22 protein-coding genes and 1 other annotated feature are annotated in these 18,729 nt (G+C 40.7%); of the genes, 21 read left to right on the top strand and 1 reads right to left on the bottom strand.

Annotation, left to right across the window (positions count from 1 at the left end):
- The first annotated feature begins 16 nt into the window (after positions 1–16).
- Positions 17–148 (top strand) — a sequence feature (ribosomal protein L20 leader region).
- Between the two features lie 15 nt (positions 149–163).
- The 19 genes from infC to GOM47_RS06010 all read left to right on the top strand — a co-directional run bounded on the left by infC (position 164) and on the right by GOM47_RS06010 (position 16,119).
- Positions 164–694 (top strand): translation initiation factor IF-3, encoded by a 531-nt coding sequence (gene infC, locus GOM47_RS06100; RefSeq protein WP_000848184.1) that lies wholly within the window; start codon positions 164–166, stop codon positions 692–694.
- Positions 695–726: 32 nt separating this feature from the next.
- Entirely contained in the window at positions 727–927 is a 201-nt protein-coding gene (gene rpmI / locus GOM47_RS06095) for a 50S ribosomal protein L35 (protein ID WP_001125942.1), read from the top strand.
- 51 nt (positions 928–978) lie between these two features.
- On the top strand, positions 979–1,338 hold the full coding sequence (gene rplT, locus GOM47_RS06090) for a 50S ribosomal protein L20 (RefSeq protein ID WP_000124830.1): 360 nt from the start codon (positions 979–981) through the stop codon (positions 1,336–1,338).
- A gap of 58 nt (positions 1,339–1,396) precedes the next feature.
- Entirely contained in the window at positions 1,397–1,777 is a 381-nt protein-coding gene (locus GOM47_RS06085) for a VOC family protein (protein WP_235080190.1), read from the top strand.
- 248 nt (positions 1,778–2,025) lie between these two features.
- The gene (locus tag GOM47_RS06080) at positions 2,026–2,826 is read left to right on the top strand and encodes a dihydroorotate dehydrogenase electron transfer subunit (protein WP_042902385.1); all 801 of its coding nucleotides are present in this window, start codon (positions 2,026–2,028) and stop codon (positions 2,824–2,826) included.
- On the top strand, positions 2,789–3,775 hold the full coding sequence (locus GOM47_RS06075) for a dihydroorotate dehydrogenase (RefSeq protein WP_235080189.1): 987 nt from the start codon (positions 2,789–2,791) through the stop codon (positions 3,773–3,775). Before GOM47_RS06080 ends, GOM47_RS06075 begins: the two co-directional genes overlap by 38 nt.
- Before the next feature lie 125 nt (positions 3,776–3,900).
- A complete protein-coding gene (locus tag GOM47_RS06070) occupies positions 3,901–5,925 on the top strand; it encodes a glucosaminidase domain-containing protein (protein WP_235080188.1) in 2,025 nt (674 codons plus the stop codon).
- Positions 5,926–6,095: 170 nt separating this feature from the next.
- Complete coding sequence (locus GOM47_RS06065) at positions 6,096–7,136, top strand: DNA/RNA non-specific endonuclease (protein ID WP_235080187.1); 1,041 nt, start codon at positions 6,096–6,098, stop codon at positions 7,134–7,136.
- A gap of 92 nt (positions 7,137–7,228) precedes the next feature.
- Complete coding sequence (locus GOM47_RS06060; RefSeq protein ID WP_000141913.1) at positions 7,229–7,465, top strand: DUF2829 domain-containing protein; 237 nt, start codon at positions 7,229–7,231, stop codon at positions 7,463–7,465.
- Entirely contained in the window at positions 7,458–8,156 is a 699-nt protein-coding gene (locus GOM47_RS06055; RefSeq protein ID WP_235080185.1) for a 3-oxoacyl-ACP reductase, read from the top strand. The genes GOM47_RS06060 and GOM47_RS06055 overlap by 8 nt, the downstream gene beginning before the upstream one ends.
- 42 nt (positions 8,157–8,198) lie before the next feature.
- The gene (locus tag GOM47_RS06050) at positions 8,199–8,534 is read left to right on the top strand and encodes a hypothetical protein (protein ID WP_000434269.1); all 336 of its coding nucleotides are present in this window, start codon (positions 8,199–8,201) and stop codon (positions 8,532–8,534) included.
- Between the two features lie 17 nt (positions 8,535–8,551).
- A complete protein-coding gene (locus GOM47_RS06045) occupies positions 8,552–8,974 on the top strand; it encodes an SMI1/KNR4 family protein (protein ID WP_235080184.1) in 423 nt (140 codons plus the stop codon).
- Between the two features lie 17 nt (positions 8,975–8,991).
- Positions 8,992–9,330: a hypothetical protein gene (locus GOM47_RS06040; protein ID WP_235080183.1), complete on the top strand. Its 339-nt coding sequence runs from the start codon at positions 8,992–8,994 to the stop codon at positions 9,328–9,330.
- Positions 9,331–9,405: 75 nt separating this feature from the next.
- Positions 9,406–10,011 carry a DUF6707 family protein gene (locus GOM47_RS06035; protein ID WP_235080182.1) on the top strand — a complete coding sequence of 202 codons (606 nt, stop codon included), beginning with the start codon at positions 9,406–9,408 and terminating at the stop codon, positions 10,009–10,011.
- A gap of 41 nt (positions 10,012–10,052) precedes the next feature.
- Complete coding sequence (locus GOM47_RS06030) at positions 10,053–10,901, top strand: putative PEP-binding protein (RefSeq protein WP_235080181.1); 849 nt, start codon at positions 10,053–10,055, stop codon at positions 10,899–10,901.
- A complete protein-coding gene (locus GOM47_RS06025; protein ID WP_235080180.1) occupies positions 10,898–11,338 on the top strand; it encodes an ASCH domain-containing protein in 441 nt (146 codons plus the stop codon). Before GOM47_RS06030 ends, GOM47_RS06025 begins: the two co-directional genes overlap by 4 nt.
- A 122-nt stretch (positions 11,339–11,460) precedes the next feature.
- Positions 11,461–14,007, top strand: coding sequence for a M1 family metallopeptidase (locus GOM47_RS06020; protein WP_235080179.1), 2,547 nt, complete (start codon positions 11,461–11,463; stop codon positions 14,005–14,007).
- 110 nt (positions 14,008–14,117) lie between these two features.
- Complete coding sequence (gene ciaR / locus GOM47_RS06015; RefSeq protein ID WP_000590630.1) at positions 14,118–14,792, top strand: two-component system response regulator CiaR; 675 nt, start codon at positions 14,118–14,120, stop codon at positions 14,790–14,792.
- Complete coding sequence (locus tag GOM47_RS06010; protein ID WP_235080178.1) at positions 14,782–16,119, top strand: sensor histidine kinase; 1,338 nt, start codon at positions 14,782–14,784, stop codon at positions 16,117–16,119. Before ciaR ends, GOM47_RS06010 begins: the two co-directional genes overlap by 11 nt.
- A gap of 64 nt (positions 16,120–16,183) precedes the next feature.
- Here the strand turns inward: GOM47_RS06010 and GOM47_RS06005 are convergent, their stop codons facing one another.
- A complete protein-coding gene (locus tag GOM47_RS06005; RefSeq protein WP_235080177.1) occupies positions 16,184–16,468 on the bottom strand; it encodes a DUF3270 domain-containing protein in 285 nt (94 codons plus the stop codon).
- 386 nt (positions 16,469–16,854) lie between these two features.
- On the opposite strand from GOM47_RS06005, the gene GOM47_RS06000 reads away from it, so the two are divergent.
- Both GOM47_RS06000 and GOM47_RS05995 read left to right on the top strand, forming a co-directional pair.
- On the top strand, positions 16,855–17,910 hold the full coding sequence (locus GOM47_RS06000) for an ABC transporter permease (protein WP_235080176.1): 1,056 nt from the start codon (positions 16,855–16,857) through the stop codon (positions 17,908–17,910).
- A gap of 13 nt (positions 17,911–17,923) precedes the next feature.
- Entirely contained in the window at positions 17,924–18,604 is a 681-nt protein-coding gene (locus tag GOM47_RS05995) for an ABC transporter ATP-binding protein (protein WP_235080175.1), read from the top strand.
- Positions 18,605–18,729 lie beyond the last annotated feature (125 nt).

The following is an 18,729-nucleotide window of genomic DNA, read 5'->3' as shown; positions in this document are numbered from 1 at the left end:
GGTATCATATAAAAGTTGAGAAAAGCAGAAGTGAGAGCTTCTCGCCTTGTGACATCAAGTTGCCTGGCCCTACGGATGAAAAGTTTCTAAGAAACGCTATCATAACGTGCGGGCTTGTATCATTACGAGTCCGCTCTTGTTTTTCTCTAATAATAAAAAAGAGGTGAAAACCATAGCAAAGCAAGACTTATTCATCAATGATGAAATTCGTGTACGTGAAGTTCGCTTGATCGGTCTTGAGGGAGAACAGCTAGGCATCAAGCCACTAAGCGAAGCGCAAGCATTGGCTGATAGTGCAAATGTTGACTTAGTATTGATTCAACCCCAAGCAAAACCACCTGTTGCTAAAATTATGGACTACGGTAAGTTCAAATTTGAGTATCAGAAAAAGCAAAAAGAACAACGTAAAAAACAAAGTGTTGTTACTGTGAAAGAAGTTCGTCTGAGTCCAACTATCGACAAGGGTGACTTTGACACAAAACTTCGCAATGCACGCAAGTTCCTTGAAAAAGGAAATAAAGTTAAGGTATCCATTCGCTTTAAAGGGCGTATGATCACCCATAAAGAGATTGGTGCAAAAGTTTTAGCCGAGTTTGCTGAAGCAACACAAGATATTGCAATCATCGAACAACGAGCTAAGATGGATGGACGCCAAATGTTCATGCAGTTGGCGCCAGCAACTGACAAAAAATAATTGTCAGAAAGTTAAATAAAGGAGAAAAAATCATGCCAAAACAAAAAACACACCGCGCATCAGCTAAACGTTTCAAACGTACAGGTTCTGGTGGACTTAAACGTTTCCGTGCTTACACATCTCACCGTTTCCACGGAAAAACTAAGAAACAACGTCGTCATCTTCGTAAAGCATCTATGGTGCATTCAGGAGATTTCAAACGTATCAAAGCAATGCTTACTCGCTTGAAATAATAGCCTGACAGTAAGTAAACAATTCTAGGAAATATTTGGAGGAAATAAAACATGGCACGTGTTAAAGGTGGCGTTGTATCACGCAAACGTCGTAAACGTATTCTTAAATTAGCAAAAGGTTACTATGGAGCTAAACACATCTTGTTCCGTACTGCAAAAGAACAAGTAATGAACTCTTACTACTATGCATACCGTGACCGTCGTCAGAAAAAACGTGACTTCCGTAAATTGTGGATCACTCGTATCAATGCGGCAGCTCGTTTGAACGGACTTTCATACTCACAATTGATGCATGGTTTGAAATTGGCTGAAATCGAAGTTAACCGTAAAATGCTTGCTGACTTGGCTGTTAACGATGCAGCAGCTTTCACAGCTCTTGCAGATGCAGCTAAAGCAAAACTTGGTAAATAATCACTTATAAGGCTGGTACAGGATTGTTCCAGTCTTTTTTGACATAAAGGAGAGAAAAATGGCTTCAAAAATGCTACACACTTGCTTGCGAGTAGAAAATCTTGAAAAATCCATCGCATTTTATCAGGATGCTTTTGGATTTAGAGAATTGCGTCGCAGAGATTTTCCAGACCATGCCTTCACGATTGTCTATCTAGGACTTGATGGTGATGACTACGAGTTGGAATTGACCTATAACTATGACCACGGCCCTTACATGGTAGGAGATGGCTTCGCCCATATCGCCCTCAGTACACCTGACCTTGAGGCTCTTCATCAAGAACACAGCAACAAAGGCTATGAGGTTACAGAGCCAAAAGGCTTACCTGGTACCCCACCAAACTATTACTTTGTCAAGGATCCTGATGGCTACAAGGTCGAAGTGATTCGTGAAAAATAATCCAGTAAAGTCAAGTAGAATGTTCGTTTTCTACTTGACTTTTTTTTCTTGAAAGAGTATACTAATACAAATTTAACCTTTAAGGGGGAGTCCAGAGAGACTCACAAGGTGTCAGATAAAAGGGATAGGGAACTCTCTGTGGGGACTTTTTTTAGTGTACGCATGAGTTCTAGCCTAACCTAACTGAGGCCTTGCTACTGCAAGGCCTTTTCTTTATCTGGTCCCCTTAAATTTAAGGAGGAAAAGTCATGAATCCCACATGTAAAAAACGTTTGGGTGCCATTCGTTTGGAAACCATGAAGGTGGTTGCACAAGAGGAAATTGCGCCAGCAATCTTTGAATTAGTCCTAGAAGGGGAGATGGTTGAAGCCATGCGAGCCGGCCAATTTCTTCATCTGCGTGTGCCTGATGACGCCCATCTCTTGCGCCGCCCTATTTCAATTTCGTCTATTGACAAAGCAAACAAGCAGTGTCACCTCATTTATCGGATTGAGGGAGCTGGGACAGCTATTTTTTCAACCTTAAGTCAGGGAGATACTCTTGATGTGATGGGGCCTCAGGGAAATGGGTTTGACTTGTCTGATTTAGACAATCAGAGTCAAGTTCTCCTCGTTGGTGGGGGGATTGGTGTTCCGCCCTTGCTTGAGGTGGCCAAGGAATTGCATGCGCGTGGAGTGAAAGTAGTGACAGTCCTCGGTTTTGCCAACAAGGATGCTGTTATTCTCGAAACCGAATTGGCCCAATATGGTCAGGTTTTTGTAACGACAGATGATGGTTCGTATGGCATTAAGGGAAATGTGTCAGTCGTCATCAATGACTTAGACAGTCAATTTGATGCTGTTTACTCATGTGGAGCGCCTGGAATGATGAAGTATATCAATCAAAGGTTTTATGACCACCCAAGAGCCTATCTATCTCTGGAATCTCGTATGGCTTGTGGGATGGGGGCTTGCTATGCCTGCGTTCTAAAAGTGCCAGATAGTGAGACTGTCAGCCAACGTGTCTGTGAAGATGGCCCTGTTTTCCGCACAGGAACAGTTGTATTATAAGGAGAAAGTCATGACTAACAAACGTTTACAAGTTTCTCTACCGGGCTTGGATTTGAAAAATCCGATTATTCCAGCATCAGGCTGTTTTGGTTTTGGCCAAGAGTATGCCAAGTACTATGATTTAGACCTTTTAGGCTCTATTATGATCAAGGCGACGACACTTGAACCCCGTTTTGGCAATCCAACTCCGAGAGTAGCTGAGACACCTGCTGGTATGCTCAATGCAATCGGTTTGCAAAATCCTGGTTTAGAAGCTGTTTTAGCTGAAAAACTGCCTTGGCTGGAAAGAGAGTATCCTACGCTTCCTATCATTGCAAATGTTGCAGGTTTTTCAAAACAAGAGTACGCTGCTGTTTCTCGAGGAATTTCCAAGGCAGCCAATGTAAAAGCTATCGAGCTCAATATCTCTTGTCCGAATGTGGATCATGGCAATCAAGGACTTTTGATTGGGCAAGATCCTGATCTAGCTTATGAAGTGGTAAAGGCAGCTGTGGAAGCCTCTGATGTACCGGTTTATGTTAAGCTAACCCCTAGTGTGACGGATGTTGTCACCATCGCAAAAGCTGCTGAAGATGCGGGAGCAAGTGGATTAACCATGATCAATACTCTAGTCGGTATGCGCTTTGACCTTAAAACCAGAAAACCAATCCTAGCCAATGGAACTGGTGGAATGTCAGGTCCAGCAGTTTTTCCAGTAGCTCTCAAACTCATCCGACAAGTGGCCCAAACAACTGACCTTCCTATCATTGGAATGGGGGGAGTGGATTCGGCTGAAGCAGCGCTAGAAATGTATCTGGCTGGGGCATCTGCTATCGGAGTTGGAACAGCCAACTTTACCAATCCTTACGCTTGTCCTGATATCATCGAACATCTACCAAAAGTCATGGACAAATATGGCATTAGCAGTTTGGAAGATCTTCGTCGAGAAGTTAAAGCCAGTCTGAGATAAGCTAGACCTTCCTTATCCTCAACAAGACACAGAATCTTCATCAATTTGTAATATTTTCGTCTGTTAACTATGTTACAATAGGTTCTATAAAATAGTGTAGATAGTTTTCTACTGAGGAGAATAAAATGAAGAAGATACTACTTGCAAGTACTGTCGTTCTTTCTATGGCAGGATTTGCAAAGACATCTGTATATGCTGAAGAATCTCAGGTTACGAAAAGAACTCAGACCATAGATGTAGTCGAGAAAAAAGAAGAAGCTACTCCGAAAAAGGAAGTTCCCCAAGTGGAGCCCAAGAAAGAGCCGGTTGTAAAAGAGGAAAATTCTTCTAAAGATGACTCATCCAAAAAGGAAAAAAAAGAGGAAGTTATCATGGAAGGTTGGAAAAAAGAGCAAGGAAACTGGCGTTTTTATGAAAATAACCAGCCTGTCTTAAACTGGAAAAAAATTGGTGACGTCTGGTATTACTTTGATAAAAATGGCATTATGCTCAGTAATACTATAATTGATGATTACCTTGTCAAAGGTAACGGTGCTATGGCGGAAAACGATTGGGTTAAAATATCTGACAAGTGGTACTATGCAACAGCTTCAGGCAAGATTTCTCGCGACAAATGGGAAAAGATTGAAGGCATCTGGTATTACTTTGATAAAGATGGTGTCATGCTTAGTCGCACCATCTATAATGACTATCTCTTCCAAGGTAGTGGTGCCATGGCAGAAAACGATTGGGTGAAAATATCTGACAAGTGGTACTATGCAACAGCTTCGGGAAAGATTTCTCGCAATAAGTGGGAAAAGATTGAAGGCGTCTGGTATTACTTTGATAAAGATGGTGTCATGCTTAGCCGTACCATCTATAATGACTATCTTTTCCAAGGTAGTGGTGCCATGGCAGAAAATGATTGGGTAAAAATTTCTGACAAGTGGTACCATGCAACAGCTTCAGGCAAGATTTCTCGCAATAAATGGGAAAAAATCAAAGGAACATGGTACTATTTCAATAGCGATGGTGTGATGGCAAGTAGCCAGTGGAAAAGTGACTATTATCTGAAAGATAGTGGCGCTATGGCGGAAAAAGAGTGGATTTTTGATAAATCCTACAATAGCTGGTTCTACTTGAAGTCAGGTGGGGCCTACGCTTCCCGTGAATGGATTGGTTCATACTACCTTAAATCTGGTGGCTATATGGCCAAAAATGAATGGATTTTTGACAAAGATTACGATGCTTGGTACTATCTAAAAGATGATGGTCGATATGTAACGGGTACTTTTACGATCAAAGGTAAAGAGTATTCCTTCCAGAATAATGGGAAGTGGATCTCAGAGGCAAAATATTACAAAGTGAAACCAATTACTGCTTATGTTTACAGCGCTTCTGGTGAAAGATTGAGTTATGTATCAAAGGGAACTATCGTCTCACTTGGAGATGTCCAATCTAAAAAAGATAGTCAAATACCAGTCAATATTTCTGGTTTATCAGGCTTCATGAATAAAAGTGATTTAGAAGCTATTGATAAGGACAGTGAATTTGTCCCTCATTATACAAGTGATGGCAAGTATTTTTACCATGAGTTATCACCTTATGTAAGTCTCCGTGTTGCGCCACATAGCTCAGCTATGACTATTGGTAAGAAATATTATTCAACTGATGGGATTCATTTTGATGGCTTTACCATTGAAAATCCCTTCCTCTTTAGAAATTTGACTAAACCAAGTAATTACAGTGCAGCCGAATTGGATAAAGTTTATTCTTTGATGAACATTAGGAATAGTCGCCTCGCTGGTAAGGGTGCTATTTTTAAGGAAGCTGAGAAACGCTATGGTATAAATGCCCTTTACTTGATGGCGCATAGTGCACTCGAGAGTGCTTGGGGTCGGAGCCAGATTGCCAAGGATAAGAATAACTTCTTTGGAATTGCAGCTTATGATTCGAGCCCGTATACCTCAGCCAAGAAATTTGATGATGTGGACAAGGGGATTCTCGGTGCGGCCAAGTGGATTCGTGAGAACTATATTGACCGTGGAAGAGACCACCTTGGGAACAAAGCTTCTGGTATGAATGTACGCTATGCTTCTGACCCATACTGGGGAGAGAAAATTGCTAGTATCATGATGACTATCAATAGCAAACTTGGTGAGAAAGACTAATCAAAAGAAATCAACGGTAACTACTGAAAAGTGGTTATCGTTTTGTTTTGGGCATTGAAGTGAAAATAGTATAATAACAGTCTCTTTATTCTTGAACAATTAACAAAATGATAGTAAAATGTAAGAGGAGATGTTAATCTAATTACTATATAAAAACAAAGGAGACTTTTATGAAAAAGCTACTATCCTTCTCAATTGCCTTGCTTTCGATCACAACACTAGTTGCATGTTCTGGACATAAGGCAGAATCAAAGGTCCCAGAAGAAAAAATTGAACAAAAGCAAACCAAGTTTGATGAGAAGTTGTTTAAAGAAGCCGGACTCTTGCCTTTTAAAAATGAGAAGCAACTAGAACTTGGGGAAATGGATTTTAAATCACGCGCAACGGGTGCTCATATTCAACTTAAGGACAGCGATGAGCCAACTGAAAAGAGAGAGCCTAAGATAAGTTATAACCCAGTTGGTTGGCACAATTATAATTTTTATTATGGAGATGGCTCTAAAAAGGCTTGGTTGATGAATCGTGGTCATTTGATTGGGTACCAGTTTAGTGGATTAAACGATGAAAAGAAAAACTTGGTTCCGATGACTAACTGGCTAAATGCTGGAACTTATTATGGTACAGATAATACTAATCAAGAAAGTATGCTTTATTACGAAAATCGATCGGACTCTTGGTTGGCCAATCACCCAAACTACTATCTGGATTATAAGGTGACCCCAATCTATCAAAAAGATGAGTTGATTCCGAGACAGATTGAATTGCAGTATGTGGGAATAGATGAAAATGGTAAACTCTTGGAAATCAAGTTGGGTGGTAGTAAAGAAAAGGTTGATCAGTATTCAGTGACGCATGTCGTTTTAGACAATGTTTCAGCTAATGCGGAAATCAATTACTTGGATGGTACGGCTAAAAATACAGTCGAAAACAAAGAAGAAAAAGCTAAAAAAGAAGCTGAAGAAAAGGCTAAGAAGGAAGCTGAGGAAAAAGCCAAGAAAGAGGCTGAAGAAAAAGAAGCCGCTGAAAAGAAAGCAAAAGAAGAAGAGGGAAAAGCTCGCCAAGCCGCACAAGAAAAGGAAGAAAGCCAGGAATCAAACTCGCCATCAATAAATTCAGGTGGCTACTTTAGAGATAGAAACGGAAGATGGCACAGACCAAATGGTAAATTTGCTTCCAAGAAAGAAATTAGAGAAGCTGGATTGCAGTGGTAGGGAGAAATTTGGTAGATACACAGTCAAAAAGCCGTTGGAAAGCGGTTTTTTGTTATAATTAAATGAAGAATGTAGAATTAAAGGAGACAGTCATGACATTTGAAGAAATCCTGCCTGGATTAAAAGCTAAGAAAAAATATGTACGAACTGGTTGGGGAGGGGCTGAAAACTATGTACAGCTTTTTGATACCATCGAGCAAAATGGGGTTGCACTTGAAGTGACGCCTTATTTCCTAATCAACGTATCTGGAGAAGGGGAAGGTTTTTCAATGTGGAGCCCGACACCTTGTGATGTTTTGGCGACGGACTGGGTAGAAGTGCATGACTAGACGTGTATTGATCACGGGAGTGAGTTCAGGGATCGGACTTGCTCAAGCTCGCCTCTTTTTAGAGAAGGGCTATCAAGTTTATGGAGTTGACCAAGTTGAAAATCCCCAATTGCAGGGTGATTTTCACTTTTTACAGAGGGATTTGACATTAGACTTGAAACCTGTTTTTGACTGGTGTCCTCAGGTGGATGTTTTGTGCAATACTGCTGGAGTTTTGGATGCTTACAAACCACTTTTGGAACAGACAGCGCAGGAAATTCAAGAAATCTTTGAAATCAACTACGTGACTCCAATTGAGCTGACTCGTTATTATTTGACACAAATGCTGGAGAATAAAAAAGGAATTATTATCAATATGTGTTCGATTGCCTCAAGTCTAGCTGGTGGAGGTGGTCACGCCTATACTTCCTCTAAGCATGCCTTGGCAGGCTTTACCAAGCAGTTGGCTCTAGACTATGCTGAAGCTGGGATTCAGGTCTTTGGGATTGCTCCCGGAGCAGTCAAGACAGGTATGACTGCTGCAGACTTTGAACTAGGTGGATTGGCGGACTGGGTAGCTAGTGAAACGCCTATCAAGCGTTGGATTGAACCAAGTGAGATTGCTCAAGTTAGCCTTTTTTTGGCTAGCGGTCAGGCATCTGCCATGCAAGGACAAATCCTGACAGTGGATGGTGGCTGGAGTTTGAAGTGATGCTTTGGTACAGTTTGCATTGTTCACTATTGGAGGTTAAAGATGGAACAAGATATATTTGGATTTGAGTTTCCAAGTTTCTACCATCAGTTTTTATTGGAATGGGACGAAGTGGATCCTTATGAGATTGGTGACTCAGGTATCTGTTTATATGCTAAGGAGGATCTCTTAGAGCGTAATGAGACCTATCAGATAGAAGTAGATGAACCAGACTTCTTTATGATTGGTCAAGAGGGAGATTTGGCCTACTTTATCAAGAAAAATGCTGATGATTGCATTTATGAAAATGATTTGGGTGCTTTGGGCTCTTTAGAAATGCAAAAAGTTGCTGCAACTGTCTATGACTTTATTGACAAGGTCTTAGAAGAAAGATTGTAAAAACCGGAGGGATAATTATGCTGAGAGCAACAGATGCGAATGAGCCAATTACAAGAGAAGACCTTTTACAATTTGAGGAGAACCTTGGAAAGAAATTGCCGGAAGCCATGTTAAACTTTTATCTCAAGTACAATGGTGGTCAATCTTGTGTGTCTGGTGTTCATGATGACAAACATCTCTTTCCTTTCAATGCTTTTTATTCATTAGAGGAGATGGAGAAGGCCCTCAACTGGTTTGACGATGAGGTTGTTCCTGCTGGATTTCAGGCTAAAGACCTCCTTCATTTTGCCTATGATCCTGGGTCTGGAAACTATGCTCTGTCTCTAAGGGAAGAAGATTTTGGCAAGGTTTATTACTATGTTTTAGAAGAAAGAGCCGAAATTTTTGGTCAATGGTTTTCATTTGAGGCTTTTCTGACTAGTTTTGTGGAAGGTGAGTAGAAATAAAAGGAGCAATCATGCGTAAACACCAATTCTTTTCACTAGCAGATATTTTAGAGCAAGTTCGCATGGAACAGCTAGCTTCAGATGATTTTTGTCTTTACGGACGGGATGAGGGTGACTTAACACTTGATAGTCTTTATCTGATTTCTGATTATCCAGATTTAGTTGATGATAAAGATGTCTACCCTGTGGAAGTAGTAGAGAGAAATCTTAATCTGGTATATTATGGTGAACAGTTGATTGATGTTTTGATTGTAGCCTTGGAAGAAAAGCCAGACGCAAGTCTCCAAGACTTGGTCGATGCATTGAATTACTATAATCGGAATGATACGTTTATGCCTTTTGCCTGGTAACTAAGCTGGATTTACATAGTTCCATTAAGTATAGGCGAATACAGTAAGTATAGGCAAATACAGTAAGGAGTTAAAATGAAGCTGACAGAAGTATTTGAGCTAGTGGAAAATCATCCAGATTTAAAACCCTATGTAGAAAAGATTTTAAAAAAGCACATGAAGACCAACTGTTCCTATCTTGAGTCTCTTAATCACCTTGCTTATTTACTCTATCTAGATGGTCAAAAAGAACTAGCTAAAAAGTTGTTAGATATTTTGCTACAAATTCCCTTTGAAGGAGATTATAATAGTTGGACCTTTGTTGAGAGTTCAATAGTCTTGTTGGCCTATATGGAAAAGCAGACGGAAAATCAGGTGTTCATCTATCAAAATCTCCTTTTAAGTCCATTGGATTCTGGGGAGGAAACAACTAGAAAAATAAGAAGGAGAGTACATCAGAGATTTTTGAATGGTGATACCTTGGAACAAAAGCTTGCAAAAATCGAGCAAGCTTCGACCCTTACATCTGAGATGGAATGGTGCTTACTTTACTTAGCAGACTTGTTAAAACTTCAGTTGTTTAGTGCGGAATCAACTCTGGACGAGGCGGATATCCAGTCTAAAATAGAAGAACAAATCGAAAGATTACAAAGCTTTATCAAGGAGCAGGGGATGTATGTACTTTTTCCATTTAGGGTATGAGGACGTGTAGCTAAATTTGAATGATGGAAAGAGGGGAAGAAATGAATAACCAACTAGCCCTTAGTGGCGAAAAAATTGTTGAAAAGGTTCATCCTAAAATATTCCACCATATTGGCATGATTCGTGGTGAATACTTGTTGAGAGAGCTCATTCAAAACATACTGTTACCAAGTTGTCAGCAATTTGTGAAAGATTATCTATTAAACATCAGTTCCTTGTACTCTGATGAGGAAGTTTGGTATCGTTTTTCAGAATTGACCAATGAAGAAGCTAATTGTCTCGAGGGGACTAAAGAGTATTTTGATGAAAATCATCCCTTGTTTGGATACAGAGGAACTAGGCGTTTACTGGCGTGTCCAGATGAATTTCAGGCTGAGGCAAATGTCGTTACAGAAGTTTATCAAACCAATCCCAATCTGTCTGTTATCTTTCCTTTTGTCAATGATGCCGACCAATTAAAACAAGCTATTAGAGTATTGCGTGAGCATGGTTTTACTGGGAAAATTGCCACAATGATTGAATTACCGTCAGCTTATTTTGACTTGGATAGGATATTGGAAACAGGCATTTCAAAGATTGTAGTTGGAATGAATGATTTGACTTCTTTTGTTTTTGCGACTGTGAGAAACAGTCAATGGCATGATATGGAAAGTCCAATAATGTTAGATATGCTAAGACAGATGCAGGATAAAGCAAGGATAAAAAAGATTGACTTTGCTGTAACAGGCTATCTGAATGCCTCTTTCATAGAAAAAATGAATCAGATGGGTATCAAATGTATTATCCACTACAGTTCTATTCCAGAGATTTTTAATTTAGAGATTGATCATCCAGACCATCTCAAACGTATAAAAGAAGTAAGTAAAAAATTACAAAGGAGCAACCCATGACACCGCAAGAAATGTGGAAAGCATACAAGCAAATCAACTCCTCTATCGGCGATGAGATAGATGCCTGGGCTTTTGGAGTGGAAGCCGATCTCTTGGCAGACCTAGTTCTAAGAGGCGAAAAGACAGCAACCGCCTCAGCCTATGATCTTTATGCAGTTGATAACGAACCACTTCCACGAGAAGGAACATTTGACGTCATTTTAGATGGCCAAGATCGGGCTGTCTGCATTGTCGAAATTACAAAGGTTTCCGTTCAGCCTTTCAATCAAGTTTCTGCTGAACATGCTTTTAAGGAAGGGGAAGGTGATAAATCCCTAGCCTATTGGCGTCAGGTTCATGAAGACTGTTTCGCCGAGTGGCTGAGAGAGGTTGGGCTGGCTTTTACACCTGACAGCAAAGTTGTTTTGGAAGAATTTCGCAAGGTTTACCCTCTGTAGACAGATGGAAGGAAGAAAGTTTTGGAAATCACCGTCCAATCCTTTTTTCTCAAGCAAAACATGATATAATAAGTTTGTTTGAAGAAGAGTAGCAGCTCTTAAACTTAGAATAGGAGAAAACTATGCAAGCAGTTGAACATTTTATTAAGCAATTTGTTCCTGAACATTATGATTTATTTTTAGACTTGAGTCGTGAGACCAAAACGTTTTCTGGTAAGGTGACCATTACTGGTCAAGCACAGAGTGACCGTATTTCCCTTCACCAAAAGGATTTGGAAATCGCCTCAGTAGAAGTCGCGGGTCAAGCTCGTCCGTTTACAGTTGACCATGACAATGAAGCTCTTCATATCGAATTGGCTGAGGCTGGTCAAGTTGAATTAGTTCTTGCCTTTTCAGGAAAAATCACAGATAACATGACAGGGATTTACCCTTCTTACTACACTGTTGATGGAGTCAAGAAGGAAGTCTTGTCTACTCAGTTCGAGAGCCATTTTGCGCGCGAAGCCTTCCCATGTGTGGACGAACCTGAAGCCAAAGCAACCTTTGATCTCTCTCTTCGTTTTGACCAAGCAGAAGGTGAAGTTGCCTTGTCAAACATGCCTGAGATTGATGTAGAAAACCGCAAGGAAACAGGCATCTGGAAGTTCGAGACAACACCTCGCATGTCTTCTTACTTGTTGGCCTTTGTAGCAGGTGATTTGCAAGGGGTAACAGCGAAAACTAAAAACGGTACCCTCGTCGGTGTCTACTCAACGAAAGCCCACCCACTATCTAACCTCGATTTCTCACTAGACATCGCCGTTCGCTCGATCGAGTTTTACGAAGATTACTATGGAGTTAAGTATCCAATCCCTCAATCACTTCACATCGCCCTTCCTGACTTCTCAGCTGGTGCTATGGAAAACTGGGGTCTTGTTACTTACCGTGAAGTTTACTTGGTTGTGGATGAGAACTCAACTTTTGCTAGCCGTCAACAAGTTGCCCTAGTTGTAGCACATGAGTTGGCCCACCAATGGTTTGGAAACCTCGTGACTATGAAATGGTGGGATGACCTCTGGCTTAATGAAAGCTTCGCTAACATGATGGAATACGTCTGTGTCGATGCCATCGAGCCAACTTGGAATATCTTTGAAGACTTCCAAACAGGTGGTGTGCCGGGAGCACTTAAACGTGATGCGACGGATGGCGTTCAGTCTGTCCACGTCGAAGTTAAACACCCAGACGAAATCAATACCCTCTTTGACGGAGCTATCGTCTATGCCAAAGGAAGCCGCCTCATGCACATGCTTCGTCGTTGGCTCGGCGATGCTGATTTTGCCAAAGGTTTGCATGCTTACTTTGAAAAACACCAATACGGAAATACCATTGGTCGTGACCTTTGGAATGCTCTTGGTCAAGCGTCAGGCCGTGATGTTGCAGCCTTCATGGATTCTTGGTTGGAGCAACCTGGTTACCCAGTTCTCACTGTCAAAGTTGAAAATGATGTCTTGAAGATTTCACAAAAACAATTCTTTATCGGTGAGCACGAAGACAAGAACCGTCTCTGGGTTGTGCCACTCAACAGCAACTGGAAAGGCTTGCCAGATACACTCGAAACTGAAAGTATCGAAATCCCTGGCTACGCAGCTCTTCTTGCTGAAAACAAGGGCGCCCTTCGTCTCAACACGGAAAATACAGCCCACTATATTACCGACTATCAAGGAGACTTGTTAGAAGCTGTTCTTGCTGAGTTAGAGACACTTGATAACACAAGCAAACTGCAAATCGTTCAAGAACGTCGTTTGTTGGCTGAAGCAGGGCACATTTCTTATGCAGACTTGCTTCCAGTCCTTGATAAACTTGCTAAGGAAGAGTCTTATCTAGTGGTTTCAGCTATTTCTCAAGTGATTTCTGCCCTTGAGCGTTTTATCGATGAAGGAACGGAAACTGAGAAAGCCTTTAATACACTCGTTGCTAAATTGGCTCGTCACAACTATGACCGTCTTGGTTTTGAAGCTAAAGATGGTGAATCAGATGAAGACGAATTGGTTCGTCAGTTGACCATTTCCATGATGATTCGCTCCAATGATGCAGAAGCTAGTCAAGTCGCTAGTCAAATCTTTGCAGCTCACAAGGATAATCTTGCAGGACTTCCAGCAGCAATTCGTGCTCAAGTTCTCATCAATGAAATGAAACACCATGAGACCAAGGATTTGGTCGCAACTTATCTTGACCTCTACACTCATGCGACGGATGCGGTCTTCCAACGTCAGTTGGCAGCAGCTCTCGCTCACAGCAAGGGTGCTGACAACATCCAAACTTTACTTGCAACTTGGAAAGATAAATTTGTCGTGAAACCACAAGACCTTTCTTCATGGTACCTCCAATTCCTCGGACACCAAGCAACTCAAGAAACTGTTTGGGTATGGGCGCGTGAAAACTGGGATTGGATCAAGGCAGCTCTTGGTGGCGACATGAGTTTTGATAGCTTTGTCATCTTCCCATCGCATATCTTTAAAACAGAAGAGCGCTTGGCAGAATACAAGGCCTTCTTTGAGCCGCAACTCTCTGACCTCGCTCTCAGTCGTAATATCGGTATGGGAATCAAGGATATTGCAGCCCGCGTAGAATTGATTAATCGTGAAAAAGCAGCAGTCGAAGCTGTTGTAGCCCAATATGGCAAAGCTTAATTCATTCGAAATGTAAATAAAAAACTCAACTTTCTTTCTGAAAACGAGAGAGAGTTGAGTTTTTTTTAAGGCAATTTTGGTATAATAATCATAACAAGGAGGAGTTTCTGATGATAAAAATCTTATTAGTAGAAGATGACCTGGGTCTGTCAAACTCAGTATTTGACTTTTTAGATGATTTTGCAGATGTCATGCAGGTCTTTGATGGAGAAGAAGGTCTCTACGAAGCTGAAAGTGGCGTCTATGACTTGATTTTGCTTGACCTGATGTTGCCTGAAAAAAATGGATTCCAAGTTTTGAAAGAGTTGCGCGAAAAAGGAATTACGACACCAGTCCTTATCATGACTGCTAAGGAAAGTTTGGATGACAAGGGACATGGTTTTGAGTTGGGAGCGGATGACTACCTCACCAAACCTTTTTATCTAGAAGAACTCAAAATGCGGATCCAAGCCCTTCTCAAACGTTCAGGTAAGTTTAACGAAAACACCTTGACCTATGGGGATATTGTCGTCAACCTTTCAACGAATGAAGTGAAGGTGGAAGATACTCCTGTGGAACTACTCGGAAAAGAGTTTGAGTTATTGGTTTACTTCCTTCAAAATCAAAATGTTATTCTTCCCAAGACACAGATTTTTGACCGTCTATGGGGATTTGATAGTGATACGACTATTTCCGTTGTAGAAGTCTATGTTTCAAAAGTTCGTAAGAAACTGAAGGGAACAGCCTTTGCTGAAAATCTTCAAACCTTGCGTAGTGTCGGGTATATTTTAAAAGATGTTCAATAAACTAAAAAAAACATGGTATGCGGATGATTTCAGCTATTTCATTCGAAACTTTGGAGTGTTCACCCTAATCTTCTCTGCTATGACCTTGATTATCCTCCAGGTCATGCACTCGAGTCTCTACACTTCTGTAGATGAAAAACTACAAGCTCTTAGTAGTAGTCCCCAAGCGGTTATCCAGTTAGCCCTTAATCGGGCAACTGAGGAAGTCAAGGATATTCAACCAGCAACAGCGGATGCCAGCAAGGCTGAAATCAAGCCCAATGTTAGCTCCAATACAGAAGTTTTGCTTTTTGACAAGGATTTTAACCAACTCTTACTGGGCAATCGCTTTTTAGGCTTGGACAAAATCAAGCTGGACAAGAAAGAGTTGAATCATATTCGGCAAATTCAAGTTGTCAACAGCTATGGTCAGGAAGAAACCTATCGAATGGTCTTGATGGAAACCAACTCTTCCACCGTATCAAGTAATGTCAAATATGCGGCGGTTCTAATCAATACCAGCCAGCTTGAGCAAATCAGCCAAAATCACGAGCATTTAATTGTTGTAGTGATGGCTAGTTTCTGGCTCCTGTCTTTAATTGCCAGTGTTTACCTGGCACGTGTCAGTGTCAAACCCCTATTGGAAAGCATGCAAAAGCAGAAGTCCTTTGTTGAAAATGCGAGTCACGAACTGAGAACGCCCTTGGCTGTTTTACAAAATCGTTTAGAGACTCTCTTTCGAAAACCAGAAGCGACGATTATGGAATCCAGCGAAAGTATTGCTTCTAGCCTTGAAGAAGTTCGCAACATGCGTTTCCTCACGACCAACCTTCTCAATCTAGCACGTCGAGACGATGGGATCAAACCAGAAATAGCAGAAGTTTCTCCACAATTCTTTAAAACAACCTTTGCCAACTATGAGTTGATTGCTTCTGAAAATGATCGTGTTTTTGACTATGAAAATCGAGTTTATCGCCCATTCATGACCGATCAGTTGCTCCTAAAACAGCTCATGACCATCTTGTTTGATAATGCCATCAAGTATACCGAAGAGGATGGCAAGATTGAGTTTGTAGTTCATGCCACAGATCGCCATCTCTATCTTACAGTAACAGATAATGGAATTGGGATCTCAGCTGCCGATAAGAAGAAAATCTTTGACCGCTTTTATCGTGTAGACAAGGCGAGAACCCGTCAGAAAGGTGGTTTTGGTCTAGGACTATCTTTGGCCAAGCAGATCGTAGATGCCTTACGAGGAACGATTAGCGTAAAAGATAACAAACCTAGAGGAACAATTTTTGAAGTTAAGATCGCTATTCAATCTCCTTCAAAACGTAAGAATAAATAAAAAAGACAGTTTTAAAACTGTCTTTTTTGATAACTAGAAAAGAGGTTGGTAGTGGTACCAACCTTTATTTTGAAATTTTTCGTTTCATCATCTTTCGTTGAAGTTGTAAAAGTGCGAAGCTTGTTCCCATAGCAGCAATAAATGATAAAGCTGTATTTAATTTTAAGGCTAAAAAGATAAAGCTAAAAAGCACCATAAAAATACAAAAACAAGCAATATTTACAAAAAATAAAATCTCTTTTAGGTTAGGGCTGACTGGGGCTTCTGGTGTATAGTCTTGATAAAGCGGAGTTTGTTTCGATTCTGGAATTTGTTCAAACTCATAAGCTTCTAATTTTCTTGCGGGCATGATTCTCTCCTTAACAATACCTAACCATTTTATCATTTTTTATGCAGAGAATTGTTACAGAATGGTTACAAAACTACTAAAGTCTCTTATCATCTTCTAAGTCACTCTTCTTGACACCCACTGGGGAAAGTGATAGCATGGATATTACACTTAAAACAGATGACCCGACCTTCTCTACTATAAATATACTGAGTAAGGAAGGGACAACTTATATAAATTGATAGCAAGCAAGGGCTTTTCCTAATATAATTTGTTGAGTTGCTACCTAGATACTTTTGAAGAGTATTGGTAGGAGTTGTTTTGAATGGATGGAAGGACAGAGATTCTGTCTATTGGATTGGGTGGCCTTTTTGCTACCTCTGGGGGGAAAGTTAAAGGAGATAAGCATGTATCTTGCTATCAAAGAAATATTACGAAACAAACTTCGATATAGTTTGATTCTAACTACCATTTTTCTTATCGCTTTTATGGTCTTTTTTATGACCAGTCTAGCTCTTGGTCTTGTGCGCAACAACCGGGCCGCTATTGATAATTGGCAAGCTACGGGTGTGGTTTTATCTGACTACGCAAATGATAATTTGACGGCATCTTTTATTCCTGAAAAGGACTACAAGGATAAGAGTTCTGAAGAGGCTGCTCCATTGGGCTATATGTTCGCTGTGACCAATCTAGTCGATGATAGTGAAAAGGTCAATGTTTCCATTTTTGCTCAAGACTGGGACTCTTTTATCTCTCCTAGTTTGACGGAGGGTCGTTACCCTGAAGGTGATGATGAGGTTATCGTGGATCAGTCCTTTGAAAATTATGGAATTAAGCTAGGTGATGCCATTCAGCTCAATGGAAGCGAGGCAAGTTACAAGATTGTAGGCCTGACCCAAGGAAATAAATTTTTCACCGAACCTGTTGTCTTTACGAGTCTGACAACTTATTGGACCTTACAAGGAACCTTGAAAGCCAATCGTTCCATCTCTGCCTTAGTTTTGAAAAATGACATAGAAGTGTCTGGCGATGGACTGAAACAGATTTCCATTCCAAAAATGATATCGAAAATTCCTGGTTACACGCCTCAGGTGAATGTATTTTCGGGAATGATTCTCGCTATGATTATTATCACGGGCTTGATTGTGGGTATTTTTGTTTATATCATTACCATCCAAAAACTAGGTCTTTATGGAATAATGCGAGCCCAAGGGATACAGATTAAAACCATTGTATGGTCTCTGTTCTGTCAAATCTTCCTCCTAGCTGGTATGGGGATTGCTTTAGCCTTGCTGGCAATCGGAGGAGTGATTTCAGTCTTACCAGCTACCTTCTTTTTCTATCCAAGTTGGATAGCCTACTCGGTCCTAAGTTTGGTAATTTCCTTGATGGCCCTTCTAGGTGGTGTCATTTCACTTCCACGCTTGCTAAAGGTGGACCCGATTACTGCGATTGCAGAGTGATAAGGAGAATAGTATGACAGCATTGATAGAAATGAATCAAGTGACAAAAACCTACGGGGAAGGAAAGATGAAAGTCGTAGCCCTGCATGAGACGAATTTTCAGCTAAATGCGGGAGAGTTCGTAGCTATCGTTGGACCTTCAGGTTCTGGAAAGACGACCTTTCTAACAACTCTAGGACAACTACAGGAAGCATCGAGTGGAAAGATTCTAGTCAAGGGGAAGGAAACAGGTAGTTTGACGGAGAAGGAGAAAACAGACCTCCGTTTTAGAGAGTTTGGCTTCATTCTTCAGGCTTCAAACTTAATTCCATTTCTAACGGTCAAGGAACAGCTGGATTTGATTGACAGACTAGATAAGGGAAAAAATAGTAAAAGTGATCGAAAAGAACTCTTTGAGTTGTTGGATTTGGAAAAAGTAAAAGATCATTATCCCAAAGCTCTATCTGGTGGTGAACGTCAACGTGCGGCGATTGCTAGAGCGCTTTATAACAATCCGAGCATCGTTCTTGCAGATGAGCCGACAGCTAGTCTGGATACCCAGCGTGCCTACCAAGTAACGGAGATGTTGGCTGCCATTGCCCATGAACAAGGTAGAGGAGTTGTCATGATTACACATGATACACGCCTTCTTGATAAGGTCGACCGTATCTATGTTATGAATGATGGCCACCTAGTTGAAGAAACACAGGCATAAAAAAGAGTGAATGGTACAAGTTACTGTTCACTTTTTTGATTGCAACCTTTAAAAAATGACTTTGACTTTTTATAAAACTACTAGTATTCATAGCTGATTTTTGAGAAATGTGGTATAATTTTCCT

Origin of the sequence: Streptococcus oralis (assembly GCF_021497945.1) — a bacterium.
GTDB classification, from domain to species: Bacteria; Bacillota; Bacilli; order Lactobacillales; family Streptococcaceae; genus Streptococcus; species Streptococcus oralis_BR.
The sequence above is the reverse complement of the archived record's forward strand: the minus strand, read 5'-3'. Positions and strand labels throughout refer to the sequence as shown.